This window comes from Enterococcus sp. DIV0008 (assembly GCF_050542615.1).
Classification (GTDB): domain Bacteria; phylum Bacillota; class Bacilli; order Lactobacillales; family Enterococcaceae; genus Enterococcus_D; species Enterococcus_D innesii.
Genome location: NZ_CP172937.1, coordinates 388,184 through 405,666, shown reverse-complemented (window position 1 = coordinate 405,666; position 17,483 = coordinate 388,184). Strand labels below are relative to the sequence as shown.

The window sequence follows — 17,483 nt, the reverse complement described above, 5'->3', positions numbered from 1 at the left end:
GAACCTCGAAAGGGTTCAAGGAGAAAGCTGGTACTTATGGGTTGGTTGGTGTGTCTGTTAGTAACCAAGTAAACGTGGTGTTGTATTGGCTGGCATATTTCGTCGTTGAGCCTGGAACTTCCAACTCAATACTATCCATGGCTGCGGCTAAACTATCGCCCCAACTCATTAGATAGGTTCCTGCTCCTTCACCATCTTGGGCACTCATCACTAAGGATTGGGCACCGTTTGGATTCAATGTGATCGTTGTGCTCACATTTGATGGTTTTGGTGACAATGACGGTGTTACCACAGTTCCCTTTGTCAAACGAATTTGCGCAGCAGTCAATTCTTGGTCTTCCGCTGTTTTGAATTGGCCATTTTGGCGAACATTCAATGTCCAACCGCTCTCTGTTCCCCGATTGTCTGTTACTTGGACGAAGTTGGGGCCTTCTTGATTTTCATTTGCTGAATCCACGTATTTTTGGGTTTCCGCATGATAGACCTCTGTTTTCGAGGTGATTTTTTGTGTGCCAAAGTAAAGGCTTGAAGCAAAATCAATCGATAGCGGTCCGTTGGTTCCCGGATTTGGTCCATCTGGGTCTGTTGGATCAACTGGTTTGATTGGATTTTCTGGATCTGGATCCGTTGGGCTGATTGGATTGGTTGGATCCGTATTTGGTTCAAAGGTGATTTGTCCATTTGAGTTGTATTCTGCACTGTCTGCTGCTTGTGCCAGCACTGGTGCTGCTAGGCTTAAGCCTAATACTGAGAGAAATGCTAGTGTCTTTTTCATATCTATACTCCTTATCCTTCCGTTCCTGGTGTATCTGATAATACCCAAGTTAGTGTAGTCGTGTAGCTAACGGCATCTTTTGGTGTGCTGCCGGGTACAGAAAGTGCGACCGCTTTGGTAACATCTGCTTGTACTTCTTGGCCATCTTTATCTATTTCAGTGACCGTTTCAACGCTTCCCCAAGCATTGACCCATGTTCCAGCCCCCGTTTGATTTGCTGCAGTCATCACCACTGATTCAGCACCTGCTGCATCCAATGTGATCGTTGCTTCTGCCACTGGTTTAGTAACGCCAATTGCATTAGAATTAACCTCAGGATTTGTTAAGGTGATGACAGAACCTGTCAATTCTTGATTCAACGTTGACTCATTTTTGAACTGCCCATTTTGTTTCACAGACAACCGCCAACCGGCATTACTACCGCGATTATCTGTAACTTGGACATAATTGGCAGTTTTTAATGTAGAAGCTGTGTCATCGTCATTCAAGTATCCTTGTGCTCGTGCATAATAGACTTCGTTTTTATTTGAGATTTTATTGACACCAAAATCTAAGCTAGAGGCATAATCGATCGATAATGGACCATTCGTTCCAGGGTTTGGTCCATCGGGATCGGTTGGATCCACAGGATTGACCGGATTTTCTGGATCTGGATTTTCTGGATTGACTGGGTTCGTCGGATCAGTATTCGGAATAAAATCAACTGCCCCATTTGATGTGTAAGAAGCAGCTTCAGCTGCTGAAACCTCGGTTGCTGCACTCGCTGCTGCCAATACGGCAAGACTTACAAAGACCCACGCTGTTTTTTTCATTAATATATAACACTCCTTTTATTTTAAAGATCGTTTCTTAATTACTACCGATATTATCTGGGACATTCTTTAAATTCCAAGTCAATGTCGTCCGATACTCTTTGGCTAATTTTACAGAACTACCTGGCACGTTTAATTTTACTGCCGTTGCTCCTTCCGTTGCATCGGTCCCAAACTTGTAGATCCAAGTACCCATTCCTTTTCCAACAGGTGCGTTGACCAATGTGACTTCACTATCTGGTACAAAGGTATGACTTGTCGTAACCGTTGGTGCGTATTGCATATCGGTAACCGAAGTTGTAGCGCCAGAGGCGATCGATAATGAAGCGCCTACCAGTTCTTCGTCATCAGCCGTTTTGAATTGTCCATTTTGCACAACGCTCAATGACCAACCTTCTTGTGTTCCTCGTTTATCAGTTACTTGCACATAGTTTGGTCCAGCAGCGCCAGCTGTGAACTCTTGTAGCTGTGCGTAATAATCTTTTGTTTCAGAAGTGATCAGTTGGTTGCCAAATTGAAAACTTGAAGCAAAATCAATCGATAATGGTCCAGCTGTTCCAGGGTTTGGTCCATCGGGATCGGTTGGATCGACGGGATCCACTGGTTTTTCTGGATCGGTCGGATCAACTGGATTGGTTGGATTCGGGTCCGCTTCAAAAGTGATTGCTCCATTTGAGGTGTATTCAGCGGCATTAACGGTTGTTGGTAACAGAGCAGTGCTCATCAATAGAATGCCTGCCGTCAAGAAAAGTTTTTTCATTTTTTGTTCTCCTTTTGATTAAAATGATTCCTACTGCCAACAAAACGACAAGACCACTGCTTTGATAGCGATTAAAGTGATCTGACCCTGTTGCTGGCAAAATATTGTTGCCTTTTTGATTAACTTGTTTATTCCCTGGCTGTTCTTTTATGGGCTCTTCTGGCTCCTCAACGGGTTCTTCATAGACGCCGAAAAAGGAAGTGACACCATTGCTGTCATAGGCACCTGCTTCAGCTGCTGAAACGAGTTGAGGGAACAATAATAGATAGCCAGTAATAACACCGATCATGATTTTTTTCATTTGTTTTCCTGCCTTTATGGGTTGCCAGGTGCCGAAACCAGCTGCCAGCTCAAGGTTCCTTGATAGTCCCCAACTTTTTGCTGTTCGACTGGAACAGTAAGTTTGATGCCTTCATTTTCACTTTCGCCCCAGTGCTGATTCACGACGTAAGTGCCATTTTCTGTCAATTCCGTTTCCTCGATGATCATTTCCCCACTAGTTATCATCTGTTCTTGACCGTTTTTCACAAAGCGGAAGACATCGGTTAATTGATCTGTTCCATCCGTTAATGGCTGTTGCTCTTTGACCGTCAAGCGCCATGGACTTCGTTCGGATCCTCTGGTATCTTTCACCGCTAGTTCTCCTGTGATCGTTGGCCAATAATCTTGTGTTTCTGTGGCAACTTTTTGCTGCCCAAAATCAAAGGCTGTCGGCACACTGCTTAAAACAAGCTCGCCGGCAACTGCGACGTTGACGACTTTTTCTGCCCGTTGACTGCCTGCTTCATAATGGTAAGCCGTTGACACATTTTTCAACAACTCATCTTCCGTTGCTTGTTGGATCGCGGTAAAAGCTTGCGGATCGACAGTCGGTGGTACATTTTCGCGATTATCTGCAAAAATCGTGGTTGCTTGGGTATAGTCTGCCAGAGCTGCTTCATCGGTCAGCGCCGTTGCTTCCGGTAAGGTCAAACGGACATCTTTTGCATAGACGGCAAATTGCCGGTCGTCAGAAATGACACTCTCATTTTTGACCACCACCAAATTAACGGTGGTTTCTGCCTGATTCTGATCGTTTTCACCTACCGAGAAAGTGATCGCTTGTTTGCGATAGACCGCTGTTTCTAACGGTTCTTGAATTGCAGCTAAGACCTCTTCTGTCAGCGTGTCCTTAAAGAAAGGACGCCCGCTGGCTTCGAGATATGTCACGGCTTGTTCTTTGGTCAGCGATTGTGCCTCTTGTTCTGTAAGGATCACATTGCGGGCTTGAACTTCCGCCTTATTTGAGTAGCGTACGCTGATATCGTAACTATATTCCCCATCAGGACTCGTCCAATCAACTGGTTCTGAATCTGGTTGTTCCGTCAACTGCTGATCCGTGCTATCTAGCTTGCTGGATTTGATTTGACCGGCATATAACCATGAACCGGACGTTTGGGTTTCTGGTGTAAACGTCAATGTTGGCAATTCTGTGACCGTATAAGGAATCAATAAACGCCCTTTTTGCACTTGTGTCCCTGCTTGCTCCGTCCCCCAGGCTTGCAAGGTCAGCGGTGTATTGTTCTCTTTGACTGCTGTTACATTGTGACTAATAGCCCCGATCCCGTTCGCGACTCCCGGTGTTTCAACTTCGTAGTTAATGATCGACCCTGGTATCGCAATACCGTACCCGTTGGCTGCATTGGTCACATCGTTGTCCCCAATGAAGGTTTTCCCAGTCGCTTTTTCGATCCCACTGAAATTGATTGGGGTGATCGCTGCCGCATTAGCAGCAGTTGGATTTATGGTCAACACTTGGTAAGCACTAACCGCACCAAACCACGTTCCTTGACTATTGACTCGAGAACCTGCATCATTGGTCGTCGTTTTCAGCCACGTTAAGTGATCTTTATCCGTATCTGGTGTTGCGAAATCTGAGAGATTGATTCGCCCCGTTCCCGGCGGCGATTCGATCGTCCCTTCGTCTTCCACCGTTAACTTCGCGCCTGAAATCAAATTCGTTGCGGAAGAAATACCGATACCGGCATTTTTAGAAAGATGGATATCACCGAACTGATGATAGGTCGTTGCGTGATTGGCAGCAGTAGCTGAACGACCATTTTTGATGTCTCCCCCATTGGCCATTAGCTTGATGCCGTTTGTCACGTTCAATTCGGTAAAGTTGACGATCCCCAGACCCGTCACAGCGATCGGATCAGTTTGATAAGAAGCTGTCCCATCGACATTTTCACCAAAGTTCATCTTCACTTGATTACTGCTGTTGGCTACGATCGTGTTCGTAAAGTTATCTGACGCGTTTCCGCCTGAGATCCCATTGATACTTTTGGCTCCTTGAACCCGCATCTCGACATCTCTTAAAATTTGACTGGAAGAAATATTGGAATAGTACGTGGTGTATAAATTTCCGATACTTGATCCTTCCGCTTGGATATTCATATAAATTTTGCCGCTTCTCGTATTGCTAGCAGTCCGTCCACCATCGCCATAGATCGTTGCCCCATTCAGCGCATCTGACCCTGGTTTTGTGTATATGTTCAATGTAATCGTATTGGAGCTATCGGTCCCAACGATATTCGTACTGTTAAACGGATTGCCGCCTGAGATGTTTGTTCCAGAAGGAAGGGCAAACTCACCATCATAATTTCTCAAATCCAATGTCAAACTGGCATTCCCTAATAACCGTCCATTGTTCGTAACACCGCCTGAAAAACCATTAGACCCTGTACGCGGGGTACCTGAGAAGTTTCCACCAAACACTCGATTATCTGAGTTTCCGTTAATGGTGTGAGAAGAAGCGACACCATAAGAGGCACCGAGTGAGGCATTGATCACCCCATCATAAACCGTTACTGCGACATTGCCGGTCACTAACAAGTCATCCCAGCCGCCACCAGATAAAAACCAGTCTACTTGCCCATTATTTACGGTCGTTCGTCCATCTCCATAAACGCGGCGTCCAGTATACCCTGTTCCTTCTAGCGTATCGACGATCCCAGAGTTTAAAGTATTGGAAGAATTTCCCTCAATGACACCTGAGAAGGAACCACCGTAGGTCCAGCGAGCAACCGTGTTATTCAAGATCGTTTTGGTATTTCCTTTAATATAGATATCCCATGCTGTTCCTGGATAACCACCGCCACCAACGATATCCCATCCAGAGGCGTTTCCTCTTGTTTTATTGGTCGTTGAGTAATCTAGATTCGTTGGTCTGGTGCCTGTATAAGCAATCCCATCTCCACCAGGACTACCATCCGAAGTGATCGTGCCAACTTCAATCGTTGTGTTTCCTTCAATATAGCCGCCTCGACCAGCTGCCGTCGAATAACTCGCACCGTTTGAAAAGGAACCACTGACTAGATGAGAAGTGATATCGCCATAAACTTTAAAACTTGCCGCTGCTTCTGCCAATGCTGCTCGTTGTTCCGGAGTATAGTTGTCATACGTCGTCGTATTCGAAGCCCCCATTGAACTTTGAGATAAGGTACTGACATTGTTTCCTCCACCGCCGTTAAAATCACCAATTCCCCCGACGCTGGCACTCGGCCCTGCTTTCACGGTGTTAACGATGTTTCCTATGATGGTACCAGTATTCCGATTGCCACCTTCAAATTCACTACGTCCAGTGGAATAACTGCTGGCATCAAGGTTGGTCACGATGGCATCCTTAGAACGGTCAGAGCCGATGTTGCCATAAAATGAACCGCCTATGAAACGATTGGCTGTGCCTGACCAACCGCCAGCACCAGAAATCGTACTACGGATGGTGCCACCGATATTGCCGTATTGAACACCACCAGCAAAAGCACTTAAACGGAAGCTTGCATTAGTCGTTTGAATCGTCGTTTCAACATTGCCTGTCACATTGGCTGTATTGGAAGCGTTCGTTCCAAAACCACCGCCATAATAATTACTTAGGGTCCCATTCAAACGATTGATCGTGACACTGGTATTCCCATCAATCGTACCGATATTGGCACCTCCAGCGATCGTACTGATATTACCTACTGTATTATTTACGACAATCGCTGTATTCCCGGTCAAGGTACCACCGCTTTGATTCCCACCATAGATGTTCCAAGTTCCTGAACCTGTCGCATTTAGCGTAATCGTCGGGTTTCCAGTAAGGTCGCCATTGTTGCTTCCCCCATAAATCGCAAGGCCATTGCCGGTGGAACCACCGTTCAAGGAAAGACTATGCCCATTCATGTACATTCTCGTACCCGTATAGTTGAGGTTTCGAATCACTACATCAGAACCGAAGTAGATTTCCGTACCAAAAGGAACGGTTCGACTACCCGAAGTCAACGTTGTTGCATCTGTGATGGGATCATCACTATGTCCTGTGATGATCAAGCGACTGATTTTTCCTTGTAGTGCATAAAAAGTCATGTTTGTATTATCGACTGTGGCTGGAATTGTCTTTGAAGTCAGATTTGTTGGCAAAGTCGCTAAAGCTGAGCCAGAGCCGACATACAAAGCGAATTCTTGGCCATTGCCGTTTTGATACATATCAAACAACGCTTGACGAATCCCTTCAGCACTATTGGTATATTCCGCATATGCTAAACCATCTCCAGCTGGACTTGGTACAGCGATCACTTTCGTTTTATCGGCTTCTGCAATGATCTCTTTGATCGATTGTTGTGCTAACGAGATGTTCGCTGCTCTTGCCTTAACAGTCGGTTTAAAAACAGCAGTTAAGGTTTGATTCTCCGTGAAAATCAATTCAGTCAACGCTTGGCTCGTGTAAACTGTCCCGTCTAACGCCCATCCTTCAAAATCAGTATCATCCTCAAAAACTGGTAGTTCACTTTTTTCTATTGCTTCCCCTTTGTTTTTGCTGACCTGAATGCTGGTTTCCCCAGTAGCAAATACATGCTCAGTATCTGTCAAAAAAGTCAATTGTACTTCTTCTACGGCTTCAGATGACTCTTCGGTCTCTGACGAAGATGTCTTCGCAGTTGCTTCTGTAGAATCTGTCGAAGCAGGTTCGCTAGATGCTTGCATTTCCGTTCCGTTCGTCTCTTCCAGACTGTCAATCGATGAAACGACAGAGTCAGCAGAAGACGTACTTTGTTCTTCACTTGTTTTTGTAACACTTTCGGCTTGTGCCACTACCATTGCATATGAAAAACACGGACCTGATGTTAGTAGAAAAACAAGTAAAGATGTTAAAAACCGTTTCACTTTATCCCTCCTATCTTAAAAAATTAACGTATCGCGCAGTGCACGCCATGTGTTACAACTCTTAGTTTAGCGATTTGAAGGAAGAGAATTGTAATTCTTTTTTTCTCCCGTTCAAAATTATGATTATAATTGTTTTTTCATAATTCCAATTTTAGTAACTTCCACATCTTACAGCTATCTGTTACTCATCGATTGAAAAAATCGCAAATTATCAGGATGAATCATCGATTCTTTTCAAAAAACTGCTTTTCTCCTTCATAAATAATACAAAAAACGAGGGATAAATCAACACTAATAATTAAATTAAGATGAGAAAAATAAATAAAAAGATAAAATATTTGACAAAATCCCGTGAAGAAAAAAGCTTTTCTATCTCCCAAAAATGATAAGTTAAAAAAACGCTTCCCATCTTCTCTCTGTAGATAATGATAATGTTATAATCAAAAAATGAATAAAAAACGTTATTTAAAAAAATCAGTACATATAAAATAACAAAATAAAAAATATTATTTTTTTTATAAATCACTGTTTTTGATAAAATAAGTAAAGTTATTTTTGAAATAACGCAAAAAAGAGACTGTGACAAAAGCCCATAAAAGAAAGCCGCAAGAAAGGCTCTATAATTTATGGGACTGATGAGTCAAAATTGATTCTTCAGCCTCATTTTTATTTTCGGTATTAAAAAAACATATCGTTCTCTAATATGATTAAATCACGACAAAATAAACAAACTAAGAGGACGATAAGTGGTATGAATGATTCTACAAATATGAATACAAAACAAGGAAAGTAATATTCAAAAAAATCTGAGCTAGAATGAGTTTCATCCTGCTCAGATTTATCTTTTTGCATATTAGCCTCTATTGAAAATAGCTATTATTATCCAATGACTTGTGCGTATACATCGTTGCAAGATGTTGCCTCTCCATTAGCAAATGATACTGAATAGATGATGCCTCGGCTTCATTTGTTGCAGTAAAGTTTGTTGCTCTTATTGTAATTCCATCAAGTTCCTTTTCCATAATCTAATCTGGTGGAATTGACGTATAATTCGCAATAAATGAATCAATTTTTTCACTTAGATCTGATACTTTTGGAGAATCAATTGATGATGTCGTTTCTGATGAATGAGTTTCATTAAGCAAAGAACTGTAAGAAGTTTCTGTTTCACTTGCTATTAGACTTTGTGAGGTTGACTCTTCGGTTTTGTTATACGAATCTTCAAAGGATGTTTTATGTAGTTTTACATTATTCAAAAAACCATCTATAGCCACAAAGTACTCAATTGATTCTTCATCATCATTCAGGAAAAATGTCATATTGTTTTTATACTTAAAGTTTATTAATTCGGGAAAAATAATTTTTAGCTCATCATCAGACACTTCAATATAAAATCCATTTTCAGACTTTTTCACTGTGTAAGGAAAACCAGGTGAATTATAATCATCATTTCCATAATCGATTATTTTTTTCTTTATCTATTCTAAAAGAAAACTCTTATTCCCCTCGTTAGCAGCACCATACCAATCACCATAGAAGTCTTTAGCTGGATCTACAGATAGAAAATAGCCCCCTACAAATCCAATTATAACCAACAAGATAAACCCTAATATTTTTATACTTTTTTCATAAATACCCTATTATGTTCCTTTTTTAATAATACAGAATAACGAATATTATGCATTGAAAATCAAGTTTGTGCCGCAAAGAACGAAGATTTACTTGCATATTATTGTATTCAATTTTGTTCAATTTTACATCCTTTCCTACATATTACAAAATTGTAAAGATATAAATATAACTTAAAAATGTTTTTATATATTATAGTGTGGTATATTAAATTTGTTAGTAAAATAATAATTAAAAAGGAGATTAAAACAATGAAGAAGTTTTTAATTAGTGTAGTGTTTGGTATATCAGTTTTAAGTTTTGGTCAAATAAATGGTTATGCAGATGAGAATGGTTTTGAGATAAATGAAACTAATCAATCATTAATTAATGAGGCAATATCCAATGAAGAGTCCAATAGAGATTATATTGATGGTGTAATTAGAATGTTTGAAGATTCTGATAGTGCTGAAGAGTTCAACGCATCTTTAAATGAGAGTTTAACAGTTTTAAATTCCTATGATGCCGAACAAGATGCATTGTTGGAAGAGTATAAAGCGGACGTTGCCGAATCAGTTGATCCTTTTTATGTTGAACCAAAGTCTAAGATAGGTGCTAGATCATCGGTAACTCCTGCAAATCCAGTTTATGCGGCTGCAATTGCTGCATATAATAAAGGTATATCAATGGTTAAGAAAAAAGGTCACAATCAGACTGCTGCTTATATGAAGCACGCCATTATTTCTGCTGAGAATTACTATTGGAATCCAACATGGAAACCTTCGACATATGTTAATAAAAACGATAGCTGGGCAAAGACTGTAGACGGCGAGGAGTTAATGACCGCTTATTATTCTAGACTTAAAAAAGAAGCATTTTCTACAGGTAAAAAATCTGGTTCTTTCTCAGGAAGTTATACATTTCTAAGCGGCCAACTTCACACAGCATTACGTGGAGTTAGTTACACAGTAACTTATAAGAAACAAGCCAATGGAAATTATTGGACTCAAGTAAAGGTTACGGATATATTTGATTTCAAATGGGAGCTAAATGGTTATGATGGCAACTTCGAGGTGGGATTTGGAAACAATTATTGTTACGCAATGCAAAGAGCAGGATTTATCATTCCTTATAAAATCGAAGTGATCCACGAAGTTTCTAGATAGTATAAAAAGAGATGAGCTTTACGCTTATCTCTTTTTGTTTAAGATATATATAATGGATTTTACTAGTGCACCCAAGAAAAGTATCAGGGCTAATACCTTAAAAACTACACCAAGTACCCAGTTGATTGATCCTTCTCTTAAAAGCTCCTGTTTTTGGGATTTGCTTAGTCCTTCAACGCTTACAGGAATCCAATTTACACTTAAATAGACACCTATAAGTAGCGAAATCATTGAATATATATATAGGATTCTTATTTTTAAACCTTTTAAAAAGTTAATCATCTTAGCACTCCTTTACAAACTATTATATCAGAAAGCTAGCTTTAAATAATTATCGCTAATATAATTTAATAATTTGTGAGTACTTTTTATAAGAGGTTACTTTTGTCCGACCACTTGGTTATGTTAGCTATTTTAATATTCCTAATTTTATCATAGCCAACCTTATTACCACCAACATATATTTCTAGTTCATCATGCCCCCTAAATATGGCCAACTATATCAGGAAAGTAATTCCCATCTCGATCATGCGCTTCAATTTAGATAGCTACTGATTTGTTCTTGAGTGTTACCTGATTTAAAGTTTCGGCGATCTCATTAACATCCATCTAGAACTTTTGAATTGGTTTACTTCTTTCAATAGTTCTTTCTCTATCAATTGCTTTGGTATGTTCTGTAAGATAAAATCCTCCCCATTTCACCATTCCTTTTTCAACTATTTTTCCTTTATTGGATCGATTAAATAAATGATCCACCATCCACAAAAGTGGTATAAATATGCTCGTCCGCCACTGGTTCCCCTTGGATCGATTGGACGATTTTCTCAGCTGCCACCATGCCCCATCGATGTTTCGAATAGGAGATCGTCGCTAAGCGCGGCTGCACAAAAGCGCCTAATTCCGTGTTATCAAACCCGATGATGCGGATCTCTTTTCCGATGCGATAGTCGGTCTCGCGGACATATTTGTAGACCCCGATCGCCATTTCATCATTGAAGGCAAAGATATCAATGGGAAACTGAGGATCATTTGCTAAGAGCTGTTTTGCTGCGCGATAGCCAGAAGGTTCCGTGAAGTCACCAGGAATCACTTCATAAGGAATACCAAAGCGCGTCAATTCTTTCGTACTAGCGTCTAGCCGCTCCCGACTGTCGTAGCCTTTTTCCGGCCCTGCTAAGAGAAACACTTTTTGGCTTTGTCCAGCGATCAAGCGATCGATCGCCAGCGCCGCCCCTCCTTTATTGTCCAACAAGACTTGATGGATGTTTTCATGAGACAAGACACGGTCTAACACGACGATTTGATGCCCTCGTTGGGCGTATTGCTCGATTTCCTTTGCTGGAAACGTCCAATCCAAAATGATGGCACCGTCCACCATCCGCTCAGGAATAAACAAGTGTGACTTCTTGCCGCTGCAGACGATCATTTCATAGCCGAAAAGTTCCAGCCCTTTCTTGATGCCATCTAGCAATTCCCCATAAAAACTTCCGGCATAATCGGCTAGGTAAACGCCAATGATGTTGGTTTGTCTGCGTTTCAGTGTGCGAGCAGCCATGTTCGGAACATAGTTCAATTCGTTTGCGATCGCTTGAATCCGCGCGCGGGTTTCCTCGGTCACTTTTGGACTGCCATTCAATGCATACGAAACGGTGGATATGGAGACACCCGCTTTTTGGGCAATATCTTTGATTCCTACCATGGCTTCTCCTTTCTTAACGATAAATATCGATCGTATTGGTGTGGTTTTCGTTTAGTTTGGCGCAAAGTGCTGCTTTCTTCAGGACAAACGCACCTTGACGGTAGCGATTTTCCGCAAACTCAGTGGATATTTCTTCCCCGTTGATCAATACTTTCGGCGTACTTGCCGAATGATAGACGATTTCGACTGGCCGATCAAAGAGTCGATATGTCAGAGTCAATCCTGCTAACTCCGCTGGCAAGACAGGATCAAGTTCAACATGATCAACAAAGGTACGAATGCCTAGCACATTGCTGATCAACTGATTCATATAGATCCCTGGACCACTAGAATAGATGCGCCAGCCGCCTTTGACGCCGACTGCTGCCTCCTTAAGTTTACCAAAATTTTCTTGGGCTTCAACCCTTGTTTTGAAATCGCCATCAGAACTGCTGAAATACGCATTTGCTTGACGGATCTCCGCGTTTTCGACCCGTTGAGCGATCTGGATTGGATTGATGACCCCAAGCGCTTGCCAAGTCTCTTCTTCGCGACCTAATTTCGCCATCGCTTCGGTAAAGCGGATGTGGGCGTGAACGTACTGCAAACCGATTTCTCGTCCAAAGTTGGCTGCTTGTTCTGCTCGCTTGAAATTGGTGCTGACACCACCCGCATAAGTCGCTGGACGATTCATCAAACGCACCCCATCTGGAAATTGCAAATGCTCCTTGATGATCGCCACATGATGATCGGCTTGTTCGGGAGATAACAGCTCACCGATCATGCTTTGCTGCATCGGCAGCAAGCGGTATTGGATACCGGTTTTCTTGTCAGTCGGATGGACCATCAGTTCCACGTGCTCGCTATCTTCCATATAGACAAATCCTGGCAAAGTGCCATCAGCTAACATGTATTTTTCAAAGTCGTGTTTGATGCCCGCAGACAGTTCTGTTAAATGTTTGGCATACTCTGGGTCAACCGACTGCAACTGGCTGGCTAATTTTTTTAATACTTCGTAGGTCAAGGCAACGGTCCAGCTGCTGGCCATTTGCTTCTTCAACTTACTGTTATTTGGCTGCAAGGTGTCATCCCAATCGCCATCACCATAACAAGACAGGTACGTTCCTTCCAAGAAGTTCGCTTCGATATACGCCACTTCTTTTTTCAAATGATCAAACAAAGAAGCTTTGGTCTTGGTTTTCAAGAAGGTTGCGCGATCCGTATAAGGCAGTTCTTTTTCCAAAATCGCGAAATCTTTAGTTTTTTCGAGATAGTCACTAACGACTTTCATTGGCCAGACGATCACATCTCCGTGGCTCTCATCGGCTTTTTGTTTCTCATAGCGATCAAACATAAACCATTGTGGCCAGTTGCCGTCATCTGCAAATTGATTTTCAAACAAATGCTCGATGATGGACGCCACCATCTCAGGACGATTAAGTGCTAAGAAATACTCAGTCGGTCCTTGGGAAACGTCTCGAGTCCCCCAAGCAGCACCACCGTACTGTTCAAGACCATGAGGAGACAAGTAATGAACAAGCATATTGTGGGTGTACCAACGTGCCAAGTGATTGAAGGATGCGACGTCTGCCTGCGAATGTTTCAATTCAAACTGATTCAACAAATCATCGACAAAGGCCGTATAGGCAGTGTCTTCTTGCTGGCGATCTAACGTTTCGGAAACAAAGGGTTCACCAGTCAGTGTGCCTTGGATCACGAAGGAAACCGTCGCCTGTTCTGCAAAGGTCAATACGGTCGTGCTATCGTCGGCTGCCACATTGAAAATCGTTTCATCGGTCAGTTCAAAAGGTTGAGCCGCATGGAGATAATACGTCAATTCTGGATAAGTTTCCGCAATCGGTGAATCCGCTGTTCCTTTGATGGTGAGCAATTGTTGATCTTGCGAAATGATAGCAGTCGGTACCGCTTCATCGATCCCCATCACAAATTGATTAGTGATGGCCCAGGTGTAGGCACGACCTTGTTCACTAGTGATGGTCGTTGCAATCGTGCGTCCATTTGCTTTCGTGAAGGTCGTTACTTGAATGACATCATCGGCTGTTTTGTAGTACCATGTCGCCGAATTCAAGCCCATTTCAAAGGCTGATGGCATCGTTAAAATCCGCCATTGATCGCCGTCTTTCAAATAGATCCGCTGACCGGAACGTTTGAAAAGATTCAATGAGTTGCGGCTATTGCTCAACAATTTGTTCAGGTTCGTATTGCCTAATACGATTTGGGAGTTAAACATCCCCGTCATGTAAACGGTCGTGCTCAAAATGGGTTGATCGACGATCAGATCTTGTCCGCTCATCAAAATATGTCCATGGGAGCGTTCCATCTGTGCTTCCTTTTCCTTCAACACGACATGGTGATAGTCAGGGGTAAAAAAGGAATACAGCTGTTCGTCAACGATTTCCACTGCTTCTTGCTGAGCAAATCGCTCATTGATTTCTTCTGTGGTAAATGTCAGCCCTGTGAGCGGTCGACCAAAGCTTTTTCGTGGCTGCGCCGTTGCCTGCAACGAGTCGAAGGACAAGCCTTGATACGTTTCTTTCAACGTTTCAAGTGCAAACTGCGGTTCATTGACTGCCGTCGCTTGATTGGCTTTGACCGCTGCGTAAAAAACGATTTCCGTAGGCGTCTCACTTACCGTCAACCATTGCGTTTGTAGTGCCGTATAGGCAAATTCGTATTGATACACTTCATTGGCTAACGTTTCTTGGCTAAGTGCAGCTGGTTGATTTGTTTCTTTGTAGCTGCGACCGAAAAATTGATAGCCATCCGTCGAGAAGCCTTTTAAGGCTTGGAAGCTGCCCTGTTCCACCAATGGAAATTGACCATTTTGTGGTTGATTTTGACGCGAAGAAAGCACGATGCGATCCTTATCATGGCTAACATGATGGTCGATATATTGCGAAACATAGGCTTCATTGGATTGAACAGCCCCTTTGGCTGCATTACCAAGATCTTGTCCGTAAACCAGTTCCGCTTCCCCAGAACCACTCAATTGAACCCGCCAGAACCAGCAATCTTGTGCCAATTGGAAATCAACTTGGTAATTGATGGACTGATACGTCCCGGTCCAGGTCAGCTGTTTGTCTGAGTAGGCAAAGGCACTGTCGGCATTTGAACCGATCAAGGGAATAAAGGACAATTCCCCCGCTTCACGCAGTCGTAGATAGATTTGATTCAAACTGCCATCTAGCGCATTTCCGTTCAACTGATTGATCATCACACCGTGACTTTGGATCTCATATAAATCACCGTTTGGTAAAAACGTCACGGTCGTATTTGCATTATTCATCACTATTTTTTTCGTCATAGAAACCTTCCTATCTTACCTAACTAATTGCAGGGTTGTTTGTTGGGTGTCTCGGCTGTTCCCACCAATCATGATGTGGAATTTCCCTGGATCACTGCTTGCTTGTTGGTTGCTGTGAACATAGCGCAGCAGTTCTTCCGTGATCTCAAATTGAACGGTTGCTGATTCGCCAGCCTCTAGCCAAATTTTCTTAAAGCCTTTCAGTTCTTTCACTGGGCGAACCACTTCACCGACTAAATCGCGAATGTAGCATTGGACCGTTTCCCAGACCGCTGCTGTTCCTTGGTTCGTAACCGTGATGGAAGCCGTGACCGTTTGATCTTTGGTCATGGTCGGCTGATCCATCGTCACCGCAGAATACGCAACTGGGCTATAACTCAAGCCGAAGCCAAAGGGATATTTGGCATAATTGGAGACATCCAAATATTTTGAGACATATTTTTCATCCGGTGCACTTTCATAAGGACGACCGGTATTGTCAACGTTGTAATACACAGGAACTTGTCCAACGGTTTCTGGGAATGACATACTCAAGCGACCGCTTGGATTGTATTCTCCCCACAGGATCTGAGCAAGTGCGTTTCCGCCTTCGGTTCCAGGGAACCAAGCCTCGACGATCGCTTTGGCTGCATCCACACCTTGCAAATCAAGAGGACGACCGTTATAAAGAGTTACGATCAATTGCTCGTTGTATTCTTTCAAGGTTTCAACCAAGGACAATTGGGCTTGCGGCAAGCGAATGTCGCTGCGGCTGGCAGCTTCGCCGCTCATCCATTCCTGCTCTCCTAGTGCTAGGACCACTTTATCGGCTGCCTTCACTAATTCGATCGCTTCTTGGATCGCCGCTTCAGACGGTGCAAAATAATCAAAGGGCTCTTGACCAATCAACAGATCCGCACCCAAGGCTTGAGCACCCTCCACTAAGGTCACTACTTCTTCTTGTTTCCCTTGCCAAGACCAAGCCCCTAATAGATCACGGGAGTGAGCACCTGGGCCCACGATCGCCACTTTTTCGGTTTTCTGCAACGGCAAGACACCTTCATTTTTCAACAATACCATTGATTTCTTTGCGATATCGCTGGCGATCTCTCGGTGTTCTTGAGACAAAACAGTGGCTGCTTCAGCGGCTTCATTAGCGCCGCGGTATGGATTTTCAAATAGACCTAGTTCATTTTTTAAGGTCAAGATTCTTAGCACGGCTTCATCGACTAAGGCTTCCTCAACGGTGCCTTCTGCGATCAGCTCTTTCAAGTTATCGGTGTAACAAGTCGTCATCATCTCGATATCGACCCCAGCTTTAATGGCTAATTCAGCTGCATGTTTTTCATCCTCCGCTGCGCCATGAGCGATCACTTCTTTGATTGCAGCCCAGTCAGAGATCACAACGCCTTCAAATCCGAATTCTTCTCGCAAAACATCGCGGAAGAGCCAGCGATTGGCCGTTGCTGGAATGCCGTCTACCGTATTGAAGGAAGTCATCACCAGTTTGGCACCGGCATCAAGGGCTGCTTTATAGCCTGGCAAATAACTTTCTCGCAGTTGGCGTTCTGACATATTGACCGTGTTGTAGTCGCGACCGCCGATAGCCGCACCGTAAGCCGCAAAATGTTTGACGCACGCAGCCACGCGGTTGAAATCCGTTCGCAGATCATCCCCTTGATAGCCTTTGACAAAGGCTTCAGCGAAGCGACTGTTCAAGTAAGGATCTTCCCCTGTCGATTCCATGACACGGCCCCATCGTGGGTCTCTTACTAAGTCCACCATCGGTGAAAAGGTCACATGCAAGCCAGAAACAGCTGCTTCTTTGGCAGATACTTCCGCCATCTTCTCCGCTGCTGCCAAATCCCATGAACTGCCTAATCCTAATGGAATCGGGAAAATCGTCCGAAAGCCGTGAATGATATCCGCCATCAATATCGTCGGGATATTCAAGCGGTTATTGGCGATATACTCTTTTTGGACGCGGATCGCTTCTTTCGCACCAGAAACACCTAGCGTTGTTCCTGCATTGTTGATGTTCTCTTGTGTCAGTCCTAAGTCGCCCATTGGGCCGGTTTTCTCTTCTGCTTTATCTGAATAAAAAGCCGCTGCCAGTTGCAGCAACTGATCGATTTTTTCATCTAAGGTCATTTCTGAAAGTAGTTCGGTTAATTTCTGCTGTTCCATTTTTAT

At 43.1% G+C, this 17,483-nt stretch carries 11 protein-coding genes; 1 reads left to right on the top strand and 10 read right to left on the bottom strand.

What is annotated here, in order from left to right:
- Window positions 1-34: 34 nt before the first annotated feature.
- The 6 genes from IGI84_RS01920 to IGI84_RS01895 all read right to left on the bottom strand — a co-directional run bounded on the left by IGI84_RS01920 (window position 35) and on the right by IGI84_RS01895 (window position 8,949).
- Window positions 35-775, bottom strand: coding sequence for a WxL domain-containing protein (locus tag IGI84_RS01920; protein ID WP_077453989.1), 741 nt, complete (start codon window positions 773-775; stop codon window positions 35-37).
- Window positions 776-786: 11 nt separating this feature from the next.
- The gene (locus IGI84_RS01915; protein ID WP_194194944.1) at window positions 787-1,587 is read right to left on the bottom strand and encodes a WxL domain-containing protein; all 801 of its coding nucleotides are present in this window, start codon (window positions 1,585-1,587) and stop codon (window positions 787-789) included.
- A 37-nt stretch (window positions 1,588-1,624) separates the two neighbouring features.
- Entirely contained in the window at window positions 1,625-2,347 is a 723-nt protein-coding gene (locus tag IGI84_RS01910) for a WxL domain-containing protein (protein ID WP_081118260.1), read from the bottom strand.
- Window positions 2,280-2,648: an LPXTG cell wall anchor domain-containing protein gene (locus tag IGI84_RS01905; RefSeq protein WP_077453992.1), complete on the bottom strand. Its 369-nt coding sequence runs from the start codon at window positions 2,646-2,648 to the stop codon at window positions 2,280-2,282. The genes IGI84_RS01910 and IGI84_RS01905 overlap by 68 nt, the downstream gene beginning before the upstream one ends.
- 14 nt (window positions 2,649-2,662) lie before the next feature.
- On the bottom strand, window positions 2,663-7,534 hold the full coding sequence (locus IGI84_RS01900; protein WP_241508734.1) for a hypothetical protein: 4,872 nt from the start codon (window positions 7,532-7,534) through the stop codon (window positions 2,663-2,665).
- Between the two features lie 1,025 nt (window positions 7,535-8,559).
- A complete protein-coding gene (locus IGI84_RS01895) occupies window positions 8,560-8,949 on the bottom strand; it encodes a hypothetical protein (protein ID WP_081118258.1) in 390 nt (129 codons plus the stop codon).
- A gap of 465 nt (window positions 8,950-9,414) precedes the next feature.
- On the opposite strand from IGI84_RS01895, the gene IGI84_RS01890 reads away from it, so the two are divergent.
- Window positions 9,415-10,308 (top strand): hypothetical protein, encoded by an 894-nt coding sequence (locus tag IGI84_RS01890; RefSeq protein WP_081118873.1) that lies wholly within the window; start codon window positions 9,415-9,417, stop codon window positions 10,306-10,308.
- 24 nt (window positions 10,309-10,332) lie between these two features.
- Here the strand turns inward: IGI84_RS01890 and IGI84_RS01885 are convergent, their stop codons facing one another.
- From IGI84_RS01885 to IGI84_RS01870, 4 genes are all read right to left on the bottom strand, one after another.
- Window positions 10,333-10,590 carry a hypothetical protein gene (locus IGI84_RS01885; protein ID WP_430600638.1) on the bottom strand — a complete coding sequence of 86 codons (258 nt, stop codon included), beginning with the start codon at window positions 10,588-10,590 and terminating at the stop codon, window positions 10,333-10,335.
- Between the two features lie 457 nt (window positions 10,591-11,047).
- Complete coding sequence (locus IGI84_RS01880) at window positions 11,048-12,007, bottom strand: LacI family DNA-binding transcriptional regulator (RefSeq protein ID WP_081118872.1); 960 nt, start codon at window positions 12,005-12,007, stop codon at window positions 11,048-11,050.
- 13 nt (window positions 12,008-12,020) lie between these two features.
- Entirely contained in the window at window positions 12,021-15,311 is a 3,291-nt protein-coding gene (locus IGI84_RS01875) for a GH36-type glycosyl hydrolase domain-containing protein (protein ID WP_430600636.1), read from the bottom strand.
- A gap of 15 nt (window positions 15,312-15,326) precedes the next feature.
- On the bottom strand, window positions 15,327-17,477 hold the full coding sequence (locus IGI84_RS01870; protein ID WP_081118870.1) for a glycoside hydrolase family 3 N-terminal domain-containing protein: 2,151 nt from the start codon (window positions 17,475-17,477) through the stop codon (window positions 15,327-15,329).
- Between the last annotated feature and the right edge of the window lie 6 nt (window positions 17,478-17,483).